The 19,861-nt window shown below is 61.1% G+C and carries 15 protein-coding genes, 1 tRNA gene and 1 riboswitch; of the genes, 14 read left to right on the forward strand and 2 right to left on the reverse strand.

Features of this window, described 5'->3' with window-relative positions:
• Positions 1–53 precede the first annotated feature (53 nt).
• The 4 genes from L0U84_RS16620 (at position 54) to L0U84_RS16635 (ending at position 4,469) form a co-directional block, all read left to right on the forward strand.
• The gene (locus L0U84_RS16620; RefSeq protein WP_233851218.1) at positions 54–1,712 is read left to right on the forward strand and encodes an MFS transporter; all 1,659 of its coding nucleotides are present in this window, start codon (positions 54–56) and stop codon (positions 1,710–1,712) included.
• Between the two features lie 86 nt (positions 1,713–1,798).
• Positions 1,799–1,875, forward strand: a tRNA-Met gene (locus tag L0U84_RS16625).
• Positions 1,876–1,968: 93 nt separating this feature from the next.
• Complete coding sequence (locus L0U84_RS16630) at positions 1,969–3,366, forward strand: DUF6538 domain-containing protein (RefSeq protein WP_233851219.1); 1,398 nt, start codon at positions 1,969–1,971, stop codon at positions 3,364–3,366.
• A 53-nt stretch (positions 3,367–3,419) separates the two neighbouring features.
• Positions 3,420–4,469, forward strand: coding sequence for a GTP pyrophosphokinase (locus tag L0U84_RS16635; protein ID WP_233851220.1), 1,050 nt, complete (start codon positions 3,420–3,422; stop codon positions 4,467–4,469).
• A 75-nt stretch (positions 4,470–4,544) separates the two neighbouring features.
• Here the strand turns inward: L0U84_RS16635 and L0U84_RS16640 are convergent, their stop codons facing one another.
• Positions 4,545–5,273 carry a recombinase family protein gene (locus tag L0U84_RS16640; protein WP_233851221.1) on the reverse strand — a complete coding sequence of 243 codons (729 nt, stop codon included), beginning with the start codon at positions 5,271–5,273 and terminating at the stop codon, positions 4,545–4,547.
• A gap of 748 nt (positions 5,274–6,021) precedes the next feature.
• Between L0U84_RS16640 and L0U84_RS16645 the strand changes: the two genes are divergently transcribed.
• Together L0U84_RS16645 and L0U84_RS16650 are read left to right on the forward strand one after the other, a co-directional pair.
• Positions 6,022–7,251 carry a hypothetical protein gene (locus L0U84_RS16645; RefSeq protein ID WP_233851222.1) on the forward strand — a complete coding sequence of 410 codons (1,230 nt, stop codon included), beginning with the start codon at positions 6,022–6,024 and terminating at the stop codon, positions 7,249–7,251.
• A gap of 119 nt (positions 7,252–7,370) precedes the next feature.
• On the forward strand, positions 7,371–7,526 hold the full coding sequence (locus L0U84_RS16650) for a hypothetical protein (protein WP_233851224.1): 156 nt from the start codon (positions 7,371–7,373) through the stop codon (positions 7,524–7,526).
• 428 nt (positions 7,527–7,954) lie between these two features.
• Here L0U84_RS16650 and L0U84_RS16655 read toward each other — a convergent pair whose 3' ends face one another.
• Positions 7,955–9,166 carry an MFS transporter gene (locus L0U84_RS16655; protein WP_233851226.1) on the reverse strand — a complete coding sequence of 404 codons (1,212 nt, stop codon included), beginning with the start codon at positions 9,164–9,166 and terminating at the stop codon, positions 7,955–7,957.
• Between the two features lie 299 nt (positions 9,167–9,465).
• Positions 9,466–9,565: riboswitch (guanidine-I (ykkC/yxkD leader) on the forward strand.
• 57 nt (positions 9,566–9,622) lie between these two features.
• On the opposite strand from L0U84_RS16655, the gene L0U84_RS16660 reads away from it, so the two are divergent.
• From L0U84_RS16660 to L0U84_RS16695, 8 genes are all read left to right on the forward strand, one after another.
• Positions 9,623–10,693 (forward strand): putative urea ABC transporter substrate-binding protein, encoded by a 1,071-nt coding sequence (locus L0U84_RS16660; RefSeq protein ID WP_233851228.1) that lies wholly within the window; start codon positions 9,623–9,625, stop codon positions 10,691–10,693.
• 75 nt (positions 10,694–10,768) lie between these two features.
• Positions 10,769–11,581 carry an ABC transporter permease gene (locus L0U84_RS16665; RefSeq protein ID WP_233851229.1) on the forward strand — a complete coding sequence of 271 codons (813 nt, stop codon included), beginning with the start codon at positions 10,769–10,771 and terminating at the stop codon, positions 11,579–11,581.
• Positions 11,578–12,369 (forward strand): ABC transporter ATP-binding protein, encoded by a 792-nt coding sequence (locus tag L0U84_RS16670; RefSeq protein ID WP_233851230.1) that lies wholly within the window; start codon positions 11,578–11,580, stop codon positions 12,367–12,369. Before L0U84_RS16665 ends, L0U84_RS16670 begins: the two co-directional genes overlap by 4 nt.
• 13 nt (positions 12,370–12,382) lie before the next feature.
• Positions 12,383–13,099: an urea amidolyase associated protein UAAP1 gene (locus L0U84_RS16675; protein ID WP_233851231.1), complete on the forward strand. Its 717-nt coding sequence runs from the start codon at positions 12,383–12,385 to the stop codon at positions 13,097–13,099.
• A gap of 15 nt (positions 13,100–13,114) precedes the next feature.
• A complete protein-coding gene (locus tag L0U84_RS16680) occupies positions 13,115–13,756 on the forward strand; it encodes an urea amidolyase associated protein UAAP2 (protein ID WP_233851232.1) in 642 nt (213 codons plus the stop codon).
• A gap of 172 nt (positions 13,757–13,928) precedes the next feature.
• Complete coding sequence (gene uca / locus L0U84_RS16685) at positions 13,929–17,528, forward strand: urea carboxylase (protein WP_233851233.1); 3,600 nt, start codon at positions 13,929–13,931, stop codon at positions 17,526–17,528.
• 17 nt (positions 17,529–17,545) lie between these two features.
• Positions 17,546–19,387, forward strand: a complete 1,842-nt coding sequence (gene atzF, locus L0U84_RS16690) for an allophanate hydrolase (protein ID WP_233851234.1) — start codon at positions 17,546–17,548, stop codon at positions 19,385–19,387.
• 65 nt (positions 19,388–19,452) lie between these two features.
• A complete protein-coding gene (locus L0U84_RS16695) occupies positions 19,453–19,791 on the forward strand; it encodes a hypothetical protein (RefSeq protein ID WP_233852051.1) in 339 nt (112 codons plus the stop codon).
• Positions 19,792–19,861 lie beyond the last annotated feature (70 nt).

Consider the following 19,861-nt stretch of genomic DNA (forward strand, 5'->3'; position numbering starts at 1 on the left):
ACGGGAACGCCTGTGCTGGCGATCCGTACGTATATCAATATTGGAGACGACATATGGCTACCGTTGGCGGGCAAATCTCGCACGTGCCGATGACGCGCGATGAGAAGCGGGTGATCTTCGCATCGTCGCTGGGTACGGTTTTCGAGTGGTATGACTTCTATCTGGCCGGCTCGCTCGCGGCCTTCATCAGCAAGAGCTTCTTCTCCGGCGTCAACCCGACCGCAGGATTCATCTTCACGCTGCTCAGCTTCGCCGCGGGCTTCGCGGTGCGCCCGTTCGGCGCGATCGTGTTCGGGCGGCTCGGCGACATGGTCGGGCGCAAGTACACGTTCCTGATCACGATCGTCATCATGGGCCTGTCGACGTTCCTCGTCGGCTTCCTGCCCGGCTATGCGGCGATCGGGATCGCTTCGCCGGTGATCTTCATTGCGATGCGCCTGCTGCAAGGTCTCGCGCTTGGTGGTGAGTACGGCGGCGCTGCGACCTACGTCGCCGAACACGCGCCGGCGGGACGCCGCGGCTTCTACACCGCGTGGATCCAGACCACCGCGACGCTCGGCCTGTTCCTGTCGCTGCTGGTGATTCTCGGCGTGCGCACGACCATGGGCGAAGACGCGTTCGGCGCATGGGGCTGGCGTATTCCGTTCATCGCGTCGATCCTGCTGCTCGCGGTGTCGGTGTGGATTCGTCTGCAACTGCATGAGTCGCCGGTGTTCGAGCGCATCAAGGCCGAGGGCAAGACCTCGAAGGCGCCGCTCTCCGAAGCGTTCGGCCAATGGAAGAATCTGAAGGTCGTGATTCTCGCGCTGGTCGGCCTGACCGCCGGCCAGGCCGTGGTTTGGTACACGGGCCAGTTTTACACGCTGTTCTTCCTCACGCAGACGCTGAAGGTCGATGGCACCAGCTCCAACATCATGATCGCGCTCGCGCTGCTGATCGGCACGCCATTCTTCCTGTTCTTCGGTTCGCTGTCGGATCGCATCGGCCGCAAGCCGATCATCATGGCGGGCCTGCTGATCGCCGCGCTGACGTACTTCCCGCTGTTCAAGGCGCTCACGCACTACACGAACCCGGCGCTCGAAGCAGCAACCGCGAAGTCGCCGATCGTCGTGATTGCCGATCCGGCCGAGTGCTCGTTCCAGTTCAACCCGGTGGGCACGGCGAAGTTCACGAGCTCCTGCGATATCGCCAAGAGCGCGCTGTCGCGAGCCGGCCTGAACTACGACAACGTCGCGGCGCCGGCCGGCACGATGGCGCAGATCCGCGTCGGCGATACGGTCGTCAACACGTTCGACGGCCGCGCCGCCGACGCCAAGGAGCAAACCAAGACATTCGAGAAGACGCTCGCCGCGACGCTGAAGGCCGCCGGCTACCCGCCGAAGGCCGATCCGGCGCAGATCAACTGGCCGATGAGCATCGTGGTCCTGACGATCCTCGTGATCTACGTGACGATGGTGTACGGGCCGATCGCGGCGATGCTGGTCGAGATGTTCCCGACGCGCATCCGCTATACATCGATGTCGCTACCGTATCACATCGGCAATGGCTGGTTCGGCGGCTTCCTGCCGGCGACCGCGTTCGCGATCGTCGCGGCGAAGGGCAACATTTACTCGGGGCTCTGGTATCCGATCGTGATCGCGTTGGTCACCTTCGTGATCGGCATGTTGTTCGTGCGCGAGACCAAGGACTCGGATATCTACGCGAAGGATTGATTGGGCGGTCAGCTAGAGCCATCTGAAAAAATTGTGCGCCGGGGGTTGACAGCCTCCGGTCGCATCAGCATAATCTCGCTTCTTTAGGCGAATTAGCTCAGCCGGTTAGAGCGACGGAATCATAATCCGCAGGTCCGGGGTTCGAATCCCTGATTCGCCACCAGTTGCACGAAAGCCCTTGATCTAGCGGTCAAGGGCTTTTGTTTTGGTGCCTCCCTGTGGCAGGTGCAGCACAAACGTGCAGCACAGGCCCAACATGGCAGCAAACTTCCTGCAAAGATCGCGGCACGATTCCGTGTTCTATTTCCGGCGGCGCGTCCCCGCCGACCTGTTTGACTCCCTCCGCAAGCGCCAGATTTACAAGTCGCTCAACACGTCCGACCGGCGAGAGGCGATAATTCGCGCGCGCGCCCTCGCGGCACAGACCGACCGAATTTTCGCCTCACTTCGCGCCATGCCGAAGACCAACATTCGCCGTATCGACTACACCCTCGAACTGAGATTCGACCAAAGCGGACTGCCGCAGGCGGTCAAAATCGAAGCCGAGCCGGGCGAGCATGAGGCCGCGCAGAAAGCCCTTGAGACGGCTGTGAGCGGCTTGGCGGCGCTTCGGCAACCTGCTGCGAGCACCCAGCCGCCGATGTCCAGCGCGCATGCTCTAACGCTGGCGGACGGGATTGAAGAATACATGGGCAAGGCGGACATAAAGCCGACAACGCGCGCGAGCTACCGAACGAAGCTCGCGTATTTGGTTGAGCAAGTGGGCGGAGCCACACCGCTCTTTGATATCGACCAATTGCGATTCGTGAAGCTGGCGGAGACAATCACCGCCGACAACACGCGGCACGACAAAACCAAGGGCGACTACATCACCATCATTGGCGGATTCCTCAACTGGCATCGTATCCGAGGCGGCCTGCCACAGCTTACCGCCGCAACGCTGAAGCCCAAGCGCGCGGCCCCATCGACGCTAGACCGCGACGCATTTACCCGCGATCAGTTGCGGACCGTCTTTCTGCACGTGGCGCGCTACCGCGCATCCGAGCCGCACAAGTTTTGGGCAACGGTGGCGACCGCTTTTCTAGGCTGCCGAATTGAGGAGCTAGCGCAGGTCAATATCGGCACCGACCTAAAGCGCGACCCGGATACTGGCGTTTGGTTTTTTGAGTTTGCGGAGACCAAAGACATGGACGGCGTGCTCCGGAAGTCTCTCAAGCGACATTCCAGTTGGCGGCACGCGCCGATACATAGCACCCTTGCTCAACACGGCTTCATCGATTACTTGACTGCACAACGTGACGCCGGATACTCACGCCCGTTCGAGGCGGGTTGGAAACCGCATATCGACAAGACGGATGGCGGCGGCATTAAGTGGAGCCACAAAATTACCAAGTGGGGAGGCGATATGCTCTGCGAACTCATCTCGTCCAGTTCCGTGCCTGACGCTGCCCTGACCTACTTTCACAGCATGCGGCATTCGTTCGCGAACACGCTGGCGGCGGCAGGCGTGAGTGAGGAATATCGCGCCGCGCTACAGGGGCAAGCGTTTGGTGGCATGAATTCACAGACGTATGCCAAGCTTCGGCAGGACCATAACACCCTCTCGAAAGCACTGGAACCCGCCCTAGCACCTTACGCCGCCCTGCTTGGCTAGCGGCCGCCAAGGACCAGACCTACATTAAGAAAACGACCATAGTCGGCAAAAAAATGGACCCCAAATTAGACGCATGGCTTGACGACGCTCTGCAGCGTCACAATCGATTGACCCAGATCGTTACAGCTCTCATGCAGAGTCTTCTTACCGACCGAGGTATCGATTTTCTGACGGTCACTGGTCGGACAAAAGATAAGGGAAAGGTAGTTGAGAAAATTACTCGAAAACGCTACAAAGACCCACACCGACAACTCACCGATCTAACCGGTGTTAGGATTATTGTCTTCTTCGAATCTCAAGTTGAACAAGTCTCTGCGCTGATCAACGAGGCATTCAATGTGGACCTAAAAAATTCGCTAAACAAAGATGCAGTTTTGTCCGTTGATCAAACTGGCTATCGATCGGTTCATTACGTGTGCGATCTAGGGCAAACGAGATTGGCACTCCCCGAGTTCGTCGGACTCGGTGGACTTAAATTCGAGTTGCAAGTGCGCACACTATTGCAACATGCTTGGGCTGAGCTCGCTCATGATCGAAATTACAAGTTCTCGGGAAAATTGCCGCGCGAAATGGAACGGCAACTTTATCTTTATGCGGGAATGTTGGAGATTGCTGACAAAGGTTTTGATCAACTATCGAAAGACATAGACCAATACGCAAGAGACCTTCGCGAGAAAGCGGAAGTCGGTGACCTTACACCTGAAATAGACTCGATAAGCCTTCCAGAATTCATCGATAAGTGGGCGAAAGACAACGAAATTAATTTAGACCCTGCTGGCGACGCAGGAGCCAACTTATCTTCGCTAGTTTCGGAACTGAGGCAATTCGGAATTCGCGATCTTTCTGCGCTGAACGCCATAATTCCAAATGACTACGCGGATCGACTCAAACAGCGCAAGTGTTCAACCACTATATATGGGCTTGTCCGCGATTCCATGCTTATAAAAGACTGGCGGCGGTTTGCAGAAACCGTCCACTTTGATTGGATGATTGATGCAGAAGAGGACAACGAAATATTGAAGGACTACATCCCTGAAGATGACTACCAAAATTTTCTCTCTGCGTTTTCAGGGATACCAGATGACGACAACGGTGATTCGTAGGAAGAGGTCTCCCACACCTTGTCTTAGGGTTAGGGGCCTGCAACGCTTAACCTCATGCCGCACCGGCCAGCGTGGCTAACCAGGCGTTGCGCACCTGGATGTCCTCGCGCCGCGTGCACTGTCCGCGCTCTGGCACGGGAGATCGATTCGTTGCAGAAGGCGGCAAAGCTGGCCTCGGTGCCATGTGCCGCCACTCGGCGTCTTGATGCCAAGCGCATTTAACTCACTCACCATATCCCGCTGTGACAGGCCGCGAGCGCGAAATCCTGCTACAACCCCCGCCAACTTCCGGGCAAACGCGTCAGCGGCTTGCTGACGGGCTTCCGCGTTCGGCTTGAGGTTCGCGGCACCAGCCGTCCCCAGTCTGACGCCACGCGCCTTTGCGGCAGCCAGCGCATCCTTTGTCCGCTTGCTGATCTGGTCACGCTCCCACTCGGCCATCACGGCGTGCATCTGGATCATGACTTTGTTCGCCTGCGGCATGTCCGCCGCCACGAAGTCGCACCCGGTCTCCAGCAGGCCCGACACGAAATGCACGTTACGGGCGAGCCGGTCCAGCTTGGCGATGATGAGCGTCGCACCAAGACGCTTGCACAGCTCCAGCGCGGCGCGAAGCTGCGGGCGTTTTTCGAGGGCGTTCGCACCCTTGCCGGTCTCCGTCTCGGTGAACTCGCCCACCAGTTCCCAATCGCCACCGTTCAGGTATCGCGCTACGGCCTCGCGCTGGGCATCGAGGCCGAGCCCTGACTGACCCTGCCGCGCAGTGCTAACCCGGTAATACGCGACGAACTGACTTTGTGCCATCTCTTCCCCTCGATGCCGGCCTCACGACGAGACGAGGAGCAAGCAATCACGGACCGCAAGCAGCGCGACATTGAGATGTGCAAGGCGTTCGGGACCGCACTAGACAACTTGCGCCGCCGCTACGCCGACGCGCCCTGAATTTTGGCCCCTATAACTGTAAGCTCAGGGAGTGTATATGTATCAATGGGTTACACAGGGTTTGGAGGCTGGAAAGCTGTAAATTGGGATGTGAGCACCTAAGAGCGCGGCCGGCGCATCGTGCTTTTGAGCGACCGCAAACTCAATACCTCCTTCAGCCCATCGCTTTATAGTCTGAATGGGCGACTCGATCACCCATGAACATTGTAGGCATAACTCGACGTAACCCAACCGTAGCTATACCGCGACCGAACCCTGAACAAGTATGTGCCGTCAACCTACAGGGCTACTTTCCTGCGGCCGACCGCCATCATACGCGCACCCTACTTCGCCCCCGGGCTTATCGTCCGCCACATAACCAAGAACATGACCCGAAGCCGTCGTGGCTTAACACCGGGCCGCGCCTTCGAAGATTCGGCGTCGAAGCGATGTCCTAGAAGAGATTGAGCAACGGGACGGGCAACCATTCATCAACTGGAGGTTCGCCGAACGAAACCTTATACTTCGTTTCTACCCGCGTCCCCCCGCATTCGCCCCCATCAATATTGCGACTGCGCTGTTTGGCGCCCAAAAATACTGCGCGCATGTCATTGAGCAAGGAACCTAGTTCGTGAAAAAAGTAGAAGAGGTGTTCAAGCGATCGGGGCTGCCGACCTATACCTTCGTCGAGCCAACGGAATATAACAAACTTCTCGTTTCTGTTCGGACTCCAGGCCGGGGCACCATCGTTGAGGGTCCCTCGGGGATTGGCAAAACGACCAGCGTTTTGCGCATCGTTGACTCACTTACTCAGACGCAGGTAATGAAAGTGTCGGGGAGAAATCCTGACGATTTCGATCTGATCGCAGCCCTACCGGAAATGAAAGACATTGGCATCGTCGTGATTGACGATTTTCATAGGCTGCCAGAAGAGATCAAACACTCGCTTGCCGACTACATCAAACTTCTTGCTGACAAGGAAGATGTTGGGAGCAAGCTTATTATCGTCGGCATAAATAAGGCCGGTCAATCTCTTCTCAATTACGCCTCGGATCTAACCGGACGAATAGACACCATCCAATTTGAGGCAAATCCTGAAAACAAAGTTGAAGAATTGATTTCCTTAGGGGAAGCCGCGCTAAACGTTAAAATCAATATCAAGAGAGAGATTATTGAGGAGGCACAGGGCAGCTTCCATCTTGCGCAGATGCTATGCCAAGAAACGTGCATCGAAGAGGGGATTTTGGAGGAACGCGACACCGAACAAGAGACAAAGACGAGTATGGAAGTGATACGCGAGCGGATCCTTGTGGAGCTCGCGAAATCGTTTTTTGAGAAGGCCAAACTATTCGCAACAGGCCCACGGCTCAGGAAAGAGGGCCGAGCACCATACTTCTTTTTGTTATATTGGTTAGGGCAGGCGCGTGAATGGAGCATCAACGTTACTGACGAAATTAAGCGAAATCCCGAGCACCGAGGAAGCGTCGGCCAAATTGTCGACAAGGGTTACTTATCAGACCATATCGCCAAAAATTCCGACCTTCAGGAAGTAATACACTTTGACGTAAAAACGAAAGAGCTCAGCATCGAGGATCCAAAATTCGTTTATTACTTGAGAAATCTTCTATGGTCAAAATTTTGCGAAAGAGTCGGATATAACTCAATTCAGTTTGATTCTCAATACGATTTCGCGCTTTCGTTTGCCGGCGCCGATAGACCCGTCGCCGAGAAGCTGTTTACTTATTTGACGGAGCGTGAACTTTCCGTATTTTATGATCACAATGAGCAACACCGCATCCTCGCCTCGAATGTAGAGGATTATTTGGGCCCATATACGCTAGTGAAGCCTCATTCGTATTGACTTTATTGGGTAAAGAATATCCCAAACGAATCTGGACAAAGTTCGAGTCCGAACAATTTAAAGAACGGTTCGGTCAAAACGCCGTTATCCCAATTTGGTTCAGCGACGCGCCCCCCGGAATGTTTGACGAAACCACAAAATACGGTGGGATCATGTTAAATACCGAGGAGGATCTTGACAAGGAAGTCGAGCGCATTGGCACGCTGCTTTGCCAAAAAATTACTGAGCACAAAGAATCCAAGAGGACGCTGGATCCGCTTGACGGCGAGGTTTAGTCGCCTTGTGTGGGTAACGCGTACCAGTCCGAGATCGGATCCCCTCATGTCGGAATGGATTACCAAGTCGCCCACGCAGTAAAATGTCACACCCAAAGCGCTTTGGGTGAGATCCGTCGTCTACAACGCAACGGTGCAGCACATTCGCCACTGAGGACCAAGTCGCGCGAGAACAAATTCCCTATAGATCAATGGGTTGAGAGTAGACTGGGTGGAGATCCTTGCGAATCCCTGATTCGCCACCAGCTTCAAGAAAAAGCCGCTGTCCCACAAGGACAGCGGCTTTTTTGTTTTGAAACGCCGTCGCGCGCCTGGCCCGACGGTAGGCATCCAGGCTCAGGCGGCTGCAACCACACACCACTCAACGCGTTGGGACATAGCGGCAACAATGCGCGCATTTTCCAACCCGATACCCAGGCTCTACCACGTTACCTCAGGTCGTTACGAGATTCGCCGGGTGTCGGATGAAAGAGCAGCAGCACGACGGTCATCAGACCAAAGGCTGCGCCCGCATAAAACGTCGTAGCTGCGCCCAGACGTTCCCACAACTGCCCAGCGATAACGCTCGAAGCCAGCGTCACGATACCGCTCAGCAGGTTGAAGAAACCAAACGCAGTCCCGCGCAGATGCGCTGGCGCCGTGTGAGCGACCATCGTGGCGAGCAGGCCTTGCGTCATCCCCATGTGCAGCCCCCAGAGCGCTACGCCCACCACGACTATGCTCCAGTGGGTGCCGTGCGCAAGCACGAGGTCGGCGCCGATCAATACGACGAGACCACCTATCAGCAGCCGCGTATGACGCATCGTGTCCGCGAGCTTCCCGAAGGGATAAGCGGCCAGCGCGTAGACGACATTCATTGCCACCATGACCAGCGGAACGAGCGCAATCGGTACGCCGCTGCCCATCGCGCGAAGAACCAGGAAAGCCTCGCTGAATCGCGCCAGCGCGAAAACAGCGCCGATCCCTACGACCCACCAGTAGTCCGACCCAAGGTCCCTGAGACTCTGCCACCGCACGGGTTTGCTTCTTCTGGCGTCAGACTCGTGCTCAGGCTCCGTGATACCCAACATCAACAGCGCGACCGCGAGCACACCGGGAATGACGGCAAGCCAGAAGGCAAGCCGAAAATTATCCGCCCACACCAGCATGATCAGAACGGCCAGCAGCGGTCCGAGGAACGCGCCGACCGTATCGAGCGACTGGCGCAACCCGAAGGCCGCGCCACGCAGGTGCTGCGGCGTGACATCCGCGATCAGCGCATCGCGAGGCGCACCGCGAATCCCCTTGCCGACACGGTCGATGATGCGCGCCGTCACCACGACGCCCACCGACGACGCAATGGCAAAAAGCGGCTTGCTCATTGCGCCGAGCGAATACCCGGCGACGGCCAGCCACTTCCGGTTGCCGAGGTAGTCACTCAGCGTTCCCGAAAACACCTTGACGATTTGTGCCGTGGCCTCCGCGATGCCTTCGATGAGCCCAATCGTGCCGGCGCCGGCGCCAAGGCCCGCCAGCAGAAACATCGGCAACAGGCTGTGGATGATTTCGGACGAGATGTCCATGCAAAGACTCACCCATCCCAGCACCCACACGCTGCGCGGAATCTGCCGGACGACATTGACTTGCGGTTCGTTTCGCATTCGATAGCGATGGCATCAAATAACACTTTCGAACGGCGCGGCCGCACGCGAGCGCCAATCCAACTTGCTGCGACCCGCTACATCTTATCCGGCATCGCTGGGTCGGATACCCGTCCTCTGCGCCCGAATCGAGTGCACGCCCTGACACACATCAGTGCACTCGCTCCCCGCCCCAGGGCAAAAACTTCCCCTTCGCCGCACCAGGCCCCCGACTAATCCAGGGCATCCCACCTGGCACGCTTCCCGCTTTAAAGAGCGCGCAAGGAGCCGGCGCAACCTCCGGTTCGACAAACAATCTGGAAATGGACGGCTAGGGTTCCGGCCTGCTTCACGCAGGTGCTGGTCCGAGAGCTGTCGACCTCTGGCGAGGTTACACGGCGGGACAAAAGCCCGGGAGAGAACGCGATGTTTGCGCTGCTCCCTGCCGTCGCTAACCGTCCCCTCCGAGGTCAACCCATGTTCAAGCTCGTTCGCTGTCTTGGCATTGCCGCCGTCTCCCTCGCCACCTTCGCCTCCAGCCCCACGTTCGCCGCGGGCCGCAACGACTTCAAGGTCTGCTGGACCATCTACGCCGGCTGGATGCCGTGGGGTGAAGCGAAAACCCAGGGCATCGTGTCCAAATGGGCGAAGAAATACGGCATCAATGTCGACGTCGTGCAACTGAACGACTACGTCGAGTCCATCAATCAATACACGGCCGGCAAGTTCGACGGCTGCGCGATGACCAACATGGATGCGCTGACGATCCCCGCCACCGGCGGCGTGGATTCGACGGCCCTGATCGTCAGCGACTATTCGAACGGCAACGACGGCGTGCTGATGAAGGGCAAGGGCAAGCAGATCGCCGACCTGAAGGGGCAACAGGTCAACCTCGTGCAGTTCTCGGTCTCCCACTACCTGCTTGCACGCGCGCTCGAAAGCGCGCACCTGAGCGAGCGCGACCTCAAGGTCGTGAACACCTCGGATGCCGACATCTCCGGCGCATTCGCGACCCCCACGGTTCACAACGCGGTCACCTGGAATCCGATGCTCGCCGATCTGAAGTCGCAGCCGAACGTCAGCGAAGTGTTCGACTCCAGCAAGATCCCCGGCGAAATCATGGACATGATGGTCGTCAACACGAAGACGCTGCAGCAGAACCCCGCCCTCGGCAAAGCGCTGACCGGCGCATGGTTCGAAATGGTCGCGCTGATGCACACCGACTCCGCGGCCAGCACGACCGCGTTGACGGCGATGGCGAAGGCCTCGGGCACCGATCTCGCCAACTTCAAGGGCCAACTGTCGACCACTGCCCTGTTCTATTCGCCGCAAGCCGCGCTCGACTTCGTCACCAGCGCCGACATGCCGAAGATCATGACGCGCGTCGCGAAGTTCTCGTTCGATCACGGCCTGCTAGGCCAGGACGCGAAGAGCGCGGACGCGGTCGGCATGGCGTTCGACAAGGGCGTCGTGGTCGGCAACAAGAACAACGTCAAGCTGCGTTTCGATCCGACCTACGTCGCGATGGCGGCCGCGGGCAAGCTCTGACACGGACCTTCCAGCCACTTGCCGAGGGCTCGCCGGCGCGGGCTCGCATTCCAGCTTTCCAACCGGGCGCTCACCATGCGACTCATCAATCGACATCCGAGCCGGATCGGCGGCTTGATGCTGCTCCTGCTGCCATTCGTCGTGCTGTTCGCGGTCTACTTCAGCGGATCCTCGATGCGGCTCTCGCTCAATCCCGATGACAAGCTGCTGCCGAGCGCTGCGCAAATGAGCGACGCGGTGAAGCTGGCCGCCTTCACCGAGGACAAGCGCACCGGCGAATATCTGTTGTGGACCGACACGCTGTCGAGCTTGCGGCGGCTCGGCATCGGGCTCGTCGTAAGCGCCGTGATCGCGCTGGTAGCCGCGATCGCGACCGGTTCGTTTCCGCTCGTGAGCGCGACGCTGTCGCCATTCATCACCGTGATCTCGATGGTGCCGCCGCTGGCGGTGCTGCCGATCCTGTTCATCGTGTTCGGGCTCGACGAGTTGTCGAAGGTCGTGCTGATCGTCGTCGGCATCACGCCGGTGATCATTCGCGATCTGCATGCTCGTACCCGCGAGATTCCGGTCGAGCTGTGGGTCAAGGCGCAGACGCTCGGCGCCACCAGCTGGACCTTGATTCTGCGTCTGGTGCTGCCGCAATTGCTGCCGCGTCTGCTGGTGGCGACGCGTCTGTCTCTCGGCGCGGCGTGGCTCTTTCTGATCGCCGCCGAAGCAATCGCGTCGACCGATGGCCTCGGCTATCGCATCTTTCTCGTGCGCCGCTATCTGTCGATGGACCTGATCCTGCCGTACGTCGCGTGGATCACGCTGCTCGCCTGGCTCACCGACGAGCTGCTGCGGCGGATCACGCAATGGTGCTTCCCGTGGTACGGAGGCGCGCGATGATCGAAGTCCGCAACGTCTGGAAAGAGTATGGCGACCAGGTCGTGCTCGAACGTTTGAATCTGACCGTCAAGGAAGGCGAGTTCTGTTCGATGGTGGGCGCATCCGGCTGTGGCAAGTCGACGTTTCTGCGCCTGTTGCTCGGCCAGGAGCGCGTGACGCGCGGCGAGATCCTGCTGGACGGCAAGCCGCTGCCCAGCGAACCGGACAGGCATCGCGGCGTCGTGTTTCAACGCTACTCGGTGTTCGACCATCTGAGCGTATTGCGCAACGTGATGCTGGGGCTCGAGCTTCCCCACGCGAAATTCACCGGCCGGCTATTCGGTGCCCGTCGGCGCGTGGCGCGTGACGAGGCAGCGGCGATGCTCGAGCGCGTCGGTCTGGGCGCTGCGTTGAACAAGTTTCCGCAGCAACTGTCGGGGGGCATGCAGCAACGCCTCGCGATCGCGCAGGCGCTGATGATGAAGCCTCGCGTGCTGCTGCTCGACGAACCGTTCGGCGCGCTGGACCCCGGTATCCGCAAGGACATGCACGAGCTGCTGTCCGACCTGTGGCGCGAAGCGAAGCTCACGATCTTCATGGTCACGCATGACCTGAAAGAAGGCTTCACGTTGGGAAGCCGTGTGCTGGTTTTCGACAAGGTGCGCGTCGACCCGCAGGCGCCGGGCGCCTATGGCGCGCGCATCACCTACAACATTCCGCTCGAGCGCAGCCGCGATTCCGTGTCCGCCGCGCATCTCGCCGAAGCGGCCGTGCGAGGCGCATCGCATATCGAACTGGTCTCCGACTGAAGGGAACTCAGGTATGAACTCAGATACGACCTTACTGCTTGAAGAAACTGTCCCGGGTGGCGGTCATACGTCGCTGATCGTCAAACGTGGTCAATCGCTGCGCATTACCGACCTGCGCGGCGGCGCGAACGTCAGCGTGATGATGGTCAACGCGACGGAAAAGAGCGAACGGCTGAATCTGCCGGATTCGCTGAAGTGCCAGCACACGGCGAGGCTCACGCTTGGGCACTGCCTGTACTCCGACATGGGCCGTGTGCTGGCCGCGATCGTCGCGGATACCTGTGGCTGGCACGACAGCATCGGCGGAGTTTCGAATGCCGGCGAAGTGCACGAACGATACGGCGCAGGCCGCTACCAGGAGCTGCGCAACGCGTTCTATCGCAACGGCACGGACAATCTGCTCGTCGAGATGGGCAAGTGGGGGCTCGGCATCACGGACCTGTTGATGACGCTCAATCTGTTCAGCCGTGTCGACGTCAGCGACGACGGCGTGCTCAGTTTCGTGCCCGGCAACTCGAAGGCCGGCAACTACGTCGAGCTCTACGCGCCGATGAACACGCTCGTCGTGCTCACCGCGATCCAGCACCCGCTCGACCCGAACCCCGAGTACGCGCCAAGGCCCGTCAAGTTCGAATTGAGCGCCGCGCGGCCCGAGGTCGCCGAAGTTTGCCGTACCGCATGCGACGAGAACGCACGCGGTTTCATCAACACAGAACGCTTCTTTCTTTGAGCGAAGGCCACGCTTATGACCAGCACGCTTATCGTCAGCGACAAACGTCCGGAATCCGCGGTCCATCGCGAGACACTCGCCGCGGGCGAGCCGTGGCTTCATGAGGTGAAGGCCGGGCAAACGCTGCGCATCGTCGATCTCGAAGGCAATCAGGCGGTCGACACGCTGTTCTACAGCGTCGCCGATCCGCGCGAGCGCTTCGATCCGCAACGCACGTTGCGCCGCCAAAAGAGCCTCTACCTGAGCACCGGCTCGGTGCTGTACTCGAACCTCGGCAACCCGATGCTGACGATCGTCGCCGACACGTGCGGGCGCCACGATACGCTCGGCGGCGCCTGCGCGCAGGAGAGCAATACGGTGCGCTACGCACTGGAGAAGCGCTACATGCACAGCTGCCGCGACAACTTCCTGCGTGCCTGCGCTCACGACGGCCGCCTGTCGAAGCAGGACATCGGCGCGAACGTGAACTTCTTCATGAACGTACCGGTGACGGCCACGGGCGGGCTCAGTTTCGAAGACGGCATTTCGGCGCCGGGCAAATACGTCGAGTTGCGCGCCGAGATGGACGTGATCGTGCTGATCTCCAACTGCCCGCAGCTGAACAATCCGTGCAACGCCTACAACCCGACGCCCGCGGAGCTGCTGATATGGAACTGAAGCGCATCCGCCACTGGCTTTTTCTGCTGATGCTGGTTCGCTCGGGCCGCTACTTCAGCCGTACGCGCGAAGAACTGACCCAGACCGATCGCTGACGCGACTTCGGCCGTGGACGACCACGGCCGGCCATTCCCACGGCGGGACGGCCCGCCTCCGAATCAACACACCTTCCATGTTCGAGAAGATTCTGATCGCCAATCGCGGCGCTATCGCGTGCCGCATTCTGAGGACGTTGCGCGAACTCGACGTCACCGGCGTCGCCATTTACGCGGAAGCCGACAGAGCGAGCCGCCACGTCAGCGAAGCGCCGGTCGCTCATGCGCTTGGCGAGGGTCCAGCCGCGCTGACTTATCTCGACGTGGAGAAAATCCTCGCGATTGCGCGTCGCGAAGGCGTGCAGGCGATCCATCCCGGCTACGGCTTCCTGTCGGAGAACGCTGCGTTCGGCGAAGCCTGCGAAGCGGCCGGCATCGCGTTCATCGGACCGACGCCCGCGCAGCTTCGCGCGTTCGGCCTCAAGCACACGGCCCGCGAAATCGCGGCGAAGCAAGGCGTGCCGATGCTCGAAGGCACCGGGCTGCTCGCGGACCTGGCGGCGGCGCTCGCGGCGGCACAGACCATCGGCTACCCGGTAATGCTGAAAAGCACCGCGGGCGGCGGCGGCATCGGCATGCGGGTGTGCTGGCACGCCGACGACCTCGGCGCCCATTTCGACGCGGTCAAGCGCCTCGGCGAAAACAACTTCAGCGATGCCGGCGTGTTTCTGGAGAAGTACATCGAACGGGCGCGGCATCTGGAAGTGCAGGTATTCGGCGACGGCAAAGGCGACGCGCTCGCGCTCGGCGTACGCGACTGCTCGGTGCAGCGGCGCAACCAGAAAGTGCTCGAGGAAACGCCGGCGCCCTGCCTGCCCGACGGTATTCAGGCCGCGTTGTGCGAGGCCGCGGTCAAGCTCGCGAAAGCCGTCGACTATCGATCCGCCGGCACCGTCGAGTTCGTCTACGACAGCGCCGCCGAACGGTTCTATTTCCTCGAAGTCAATACGCGTCTGCAGGTCGAGCACGGCGTCACCGAACAGGTGTGGGGCGTCGACCTCGTGCGCTGGATGATCGAACTCGCGGCCGGCACGCTCGCGCCGCTGAAGGACCTGGCGGCGGGCCTGACGCCGCGAGGGCACGCGATCCAGGCGCGACTCTACGCGGAAGATCCGGGGCGTGATTTCAAACCGAGTCCGGGTCTCCTGACCGATGTCGCGTTCCCGCATGCGGACGGCCGCGCATTGCGCATCGATACATGGATCGAGGCCGGTTGCGAAGTGCCGCCGTACTTCGACCCGATGCTCGCGAAAGTAATCGCCTGGTCGCCGACTCGCGATGCGGCGCGCGAAGCGCTCGACGATGCGCTGCTCAACACCCGCCTCTACGGCGTCGAAACGAATCGAGACTACCTGCGCCAGATTCTGCGCGACAGGCCGTTTGCGTCGGGCGAACCGTGGACTCGATGTCTCGAAGGGCTCAGGTATCAGGCCAGCACGGTCGAAGTCGTCAGCGGCGGCACGCAGACCACGGTGCAGGACTATCCAGGGCGCCTCGGCTACTGGGCGGTCGGCATCCCGCCATCAGGACCGATGGACGACCGGGCGATGCGGCTCGGCAATCGCCTGCTCGGCAACGCGGCCGACGCCGCCGCGCTCGAAGTCACGATGAGCGGGCCGACGCTGCGCTTCAACACGGATGCCGTGGTCGCCATCACCGGCGCGCAGATTCCGGTGCTGCTCGATGACGTCGCGCAGCCGCTGAACACCACCATTCACGTCAAGGCGGGTTCGACGCTCGCGCTCGGCACGATACGCGGCGCGGGCGCGCGCGCTTATCTATGCGTGCGCGGCGGCTTCGACGTCGCGCTGTATCTTGGCAGCCGCAGCACCTTTACGCTCGGCCAGTTCGGCGGACACGGCGGCCGCGCGATCCGCGCGGGCGACGTGCTGCATCTCTATCCGCTCGACGACGCACAGGCCGGCGCGGCGCTCGTCGACGCGCCGACGCTCGACGGCGTGCGCACCCTTCGCGTGATCTATGGCCCGCACGGCGCCCCCGAATACTTCAGCGCCCGCTATATCGCGCAGCTGCTCGACACCGAGTGGGAGGTTCACTTCAACTCCAGCCGGACCGGCGTGCGCCTGATCGGACCGAAACCCGAGTGGGCGCGCGAGGACGGCGGCGAAGCCGGACTGCATCCGTCGAACATTCACGACAATCCGTACGCGGTCGGCGCCGTCGACTTCACCGGCGACATGCCCGTGATTCTCGGACCGGACGGCCCGAGTCTCGGCGGCTTCGTGTGTCCGGTGACGATCATCGAGGCGGACCTCTGGCAGGTCGGCCAGCTAAAAGCAGGCGACAAGATCCGCTTCGCGCCCGTCGAAGTCGACGAAGCACGTGCGGCTGCGCGTGAGCGTCGTCGGGAACTGGAGAGCCTCGAGCTTGCACCGGGCGCGCGAGTCGAAAGGAGAGCCACGCTGACCTCGCCGATCGTGCTCGATACCGGCGCGGACCGCGACAGACTCGTCGCGCGCGTATCCGGCGACACGCATCTGCTGCTCGAAATCGGACCGGCGGAACTCGATCTCGTGGCACGGTTTCGCGGACATGCGCTGATGCAGTCCCTCGAAGCGAAGCGTCTGACCGGCGTCGTCGATCTGACGCCGGGCATCCGTTCGCTGCAGATCCACTACCGGCCCGAGGATCTTCCGCTCGCCAGATTGCTCGACATCGTCGCGCAGGCTTGGGACGAGGTCTTGCTGCACAAGGACCTGCGCGTGCCATCGCGCATCGTTCATCTGCCGCTGTCCTGGGACGACCCCGCGTGCCAGCTCGCGATCGAGAAATACATGACCACCGTGCGCAAGGATGCGCCGTGGTGCCCGAGCAACCTCGAATTCATTCGCCGCATCAACGACCTCGACTCCATCGACGCGGTCAGGCAGATCGTCTTCGATGCGAGCTATCTGGTGATGGGTCTCGGCGACGTGTACCTCGGCGCACCGGTCGCGACGCCGCTCGACCCTCGTCACCGGCTGGTCACGACGAAATACAACCCGGCGCGTACGTGGACCGCGGAGAACTCGGTCGGCATCGGCGGCGCATATCTGTGCGTGTATGGCATGGAAGGGCCGGGCGGCTATCAATTCGTCGGCCGCACGTTGCAGATGTGGAATCGCTACCGCGATGTCGCGGATTTCGCCGGACAGCATTACTTGCTGCGCTTCTTCGATCAGATTCGCTTCTACGAGGTGTCGGCCGACGAACTGTTGCGCATTCGCGCGGACTTTCCGCTCGGGCGTTATCCGTTGCGGATCGAAGCGTCCGAGCTTTCGCTGCCGGACTATCAGGCGTTTCTCGCGAGCGAATCCGTCAGCATCGAGCAGTTCCGTTCAAGGCAGCAGGCGGCCTTCCAGGCGGAGCGCGAGCGGTGGCGTGAAGCCGGCACCGCGGAAGTCTCGTTCGAGACGCCGGTCGCCGAAGACATTCAGGCGGCTCCGCTGAAAGACGGTGAAGTCGCCGTGGACAGCGAGATCGCCGGCAGCCTGTGGCAAGTCAAGGTCAAAACCGGCGACACGGTCGACACGGGCGACGTGCTGCTGATCATCGAGTCGATGAAGATGGAAATCTCGGTGTGTGCGCCGTGCGCCGGAATCGTCGGCGAGATCCACGTGGCGCCCGGTTCGCCCGTGCGCGCGGGGCAACGCGTCGCGGTCGTCGAACGTCTTTAATTATCTGGACGCAAACCATGTCGTCATTCCCGTCATCCTCGTCATTCGATCTTCGCCTCCCGACGCTTCGCGCCGCGTATCGCGCGGGAACGCTCACGCCACGCAGGCTCGTCGCTGAACTGCTCGAAAAAGCCGCGGCGCTCAATCCGTCGTTCAATCTGTTCATCCATCTTCTGACCGAAGATGAAGTCGCGCCCTACCTCGACCGGCTCGACACGCAAAGCGTCGAAAGCCTGCCGCTCTATGGCGTGCCGTTCGCAATCAAGGACAACATCGATCTCGCCGGCATCCAGACGACCGCCGCTTGCCCCGCGTTCGCGGACACGCCGTCGCGATCCGCGAGCGTCGTCGCGCAGTTGATCGCGCTCGGCGCGATACCGCTCGGCAAGACCAATCTCGATCAGTTCGCAACCGGCCTGAACGGCACCCGGTCGCCATATGGCAAGTGCCGCAATAGCGTGCATCCCGACTATCCGTCGGGCGGCTCGAGCGCGGGATCGTCGCTCGCGGTCGCGCTCGGCGTCGCCAGTTTCGCGCTCGGAACCGACACGGCCGGTTCCGGTCGCGTGCCTGCCGCGCTGAACAATCTCGTCGGTCTGAAGCCGACTAAAGGCCTGCTGTCCACCGCTGGGGTGGTGCCCGCGTGCCGCACGCTCGATTGCGTGACGTTCTTCACAGCGACCGCGCAAGAAGCGAGCGAGCTGCTTGCGTTGAGCGCGCGCCCCGATCCTCGCGATGCATATAGCCGCGCGAATCCGCAATGGAATACGGCACGCGCGTTCGGCGAGCCAACTGCGTTCCGCTTCGGCGTGCCCATGCAACTCGAATTCGCCGGCTGCGCCGACAGCCCGGAACTGTTCGCGAAGGCGCGCGCATTGCTCGAAGCGGCAGGAGGCGAAGCTGTCGAAATCGACTTCACGCCGTTCGTCGAAGCCGCCAGGCTGCTCTATCAGGGGCCGTGGGTAGCAGAGCGTTACAGCGTGGCGGGCGAGTTGATGACGGAGAAACCCGCTGCGGTATTGCCCGTGATTCGCGATGTGCTGGCGAAGGCGCCCGCCGCGACCGCGGTCGAACTGTTTCGCGCGCAGTATCGCTTGCAGGAATTGAAGGCCGTCTGCGACGCATCGATCGATTCGCTCGATTTCGTCCTGACGCCGACCTATCCGCGTGCCGTCACGCTCGACGAATTGGAGCGCGACCCGATCGGCCCGAATTCCCTGCTCGGCTATTACACGAACTTCATGAATCTGCTGGACTATGCCGCGGTCGCTACGCCGACCGGTTTCATGAAGAATGGTCTGCCGTGGGGCGTGACCGTTTTTGGCCGCGCATTCACCGACCAGTACCTGTTGGGCGTGGCCGACCTGCTGCAACGAAAGAGCGGCGTGCACTGCGTCGGAGACCTAACCGTCGAGCCAGAACAGCCGGGCGATCGATCCGCGGCGACCCACGACCGGATGCGGATCGCGGTCTGCGGCGCCCACATGCAAGGTTTGCCGCTCAACCGGGATCTGCTCGCCCGACGCGCGCGGCTCGTGCAGGCCACTCACACCGCGGGTCGGTACCGGTTGTCGGCGCTGCCCGCGTCGGCCGACGGCACGCGGCGCCCAGGCCTGTGGCGCGTCACCGAGGGCGGCGCAAAAATTGCTGTCGAAGTGTGGGAAATGCCCAGCGCGGAGTTCGGCTCGTTCATCGCTACCGTTCCGTCTCCGCTGGTTCTGGGGAAGGTCGAACTGCTGGACGGTTCGTGGGTTACCGGCTTCCTGTGCGAGCCGTACGGCGTGCAGTCGGGAACCGATATCTCGGAGTTGGGCGGATGGCGGGCATGGCTTGCCAGCGAGCGTGGCGCGAGCTTCTGATGGAACGAACGGTGGGCGGCGGCGTCGCAAGGTATATCCGGCCGCAACTTCGAGGAGGTTCCTTAATGACGTTCCGCACCGTCGCGCTCGCCGCAACCACCGCTGCGCTCACGCTCGGCGGCACGACCGCCGCCCTCACCGCACACGCCCAAACCCCGGGCACGTCCGACAGTCAATGGCGCGCCAGTTCGACCATGCTCGCGACGCTGCTGCAGGACGGCTACAAAATCGTCGCCGTCGTCAACCACGGGGCCACCGACACGATCTTCGCGCAGCGCGATCAGAGCGCGTTCAAATGCATCGATCCGCAGCAAGCGGATGCAAAAGCGAAAACGTCGGTAGCGCCGGGCTGTTACGAGCTTGTGCCGCCGAGCGGCGCCGCGCCGGCGTCAGAATCCAAATAACATGAACTGAAGCGCGAGCCCACCGCCGCCCCGGCTCGCGCGATAGGCGACGGCGTCGCGCCGCCACCGC

Source organism: Paraburkholderia sp. HD33-4 (genome assembly GCF_021390635.1).
In the GTDB taxonomy this organism is placed as follows: Bacteria; Pseudomonadota; Gammaproteobacteria; order Burkholderiales; family Burkholderiaceae; genus Paraburkholderia.

Coding starts and splice junctions, on each gene's coding strand:
- L0U84_RS16675 (WP_233851231.1), top strand. CDS start 12,383: ATGAACTCAGATACGACCTTACTGCTTGAAGAAACTGTCCCGGGTGGC.
- L0U84_RS16655 (WP_233851226.1), bottom strand. CDS start 9,166: ATGCGAAACGAACCGCAAGTCAATGTCGTCCGGCAGATTCCGCGCAGC.
- L0U84_RS16660 (WP_233851228.1), top strand. CDS start 9,623: ATGTTCAAGCTCGTTCGCTGTCTTGGCATTGCCGCCGTCTCCCTCGCC.
- L0U84_RS16630 (WP_233851219.1), top strand. CDS start 1,969: ATGGCAGCAAACTTCCTGCAAAGATCGCGGCACGATTCCGTGTTCTAT.
- uca (WP_233851233.1), top strand. CDS start 13,929: ATGTTCGAGAAGATTCTGATCGCCAATCGCGGCGCTATCGCGTGCCGC.
- L0U84_RS16670 (WP_233851230.1), top strand. CDS start 11,578: ATGATCGAAGTCCGCAACGTCTGGAAAGAGTATGGCGACCAGGTCGTG.
- atzF (WP_233851234.1), top strand. CDS start 17,546: ATGTCGTCATTCCCGTCATCCTCGTCATTCGATCTTCGCCTCCCGACG.
- L0U84_RS16620 (WP_233851218.1), top strand. CDS start 54: ATGGCTACCGTTGGCGGGCAAATCTCGCACGTGCCGATGACGCGCGAT.
- L0U84_RS16695 (WP_233852051.1), top strand. CDS start 19,453: ATGACGTTCCGCACCGTCGCGCTCGCCGCAACCACCGCTGCGCTCACG.
- L0U84_RS16640 (WP_233851221.1), bottom strand. CDS start 5,273: ATGGCACAAAGTCAGTTCGTCGCGTATTACCGGGTTAGCACTGCGCGG.
- L0U84_RS16650 (WP_233851224.1), top strand. CDS start 7,371: ATGTTTGACGAAACCACAAAATACGGTGGGATCATGTTAAATACCGAG.
- L0U84_RS16665 (WP_233851229.1), top strand. CDS start 10,769: ATGCGACTCATCAATCGACATCCGAGCCGGATCGGCGGCTTGATGCTG.
- L0U84_RS16635 (WP_233851220.1), top strand. CDS start 3,420: ATGGACCCCAAATTAGACGCATGGCTTGACGACGCTCTGCAGCGTCAC.
- L0U84_RS16680 (WP_233851232.1), top strand. CDS start 13,115: ATGACCAGCACGCTTATCGTCAGCGACAAACGTCCGGAATCCGCGGTC.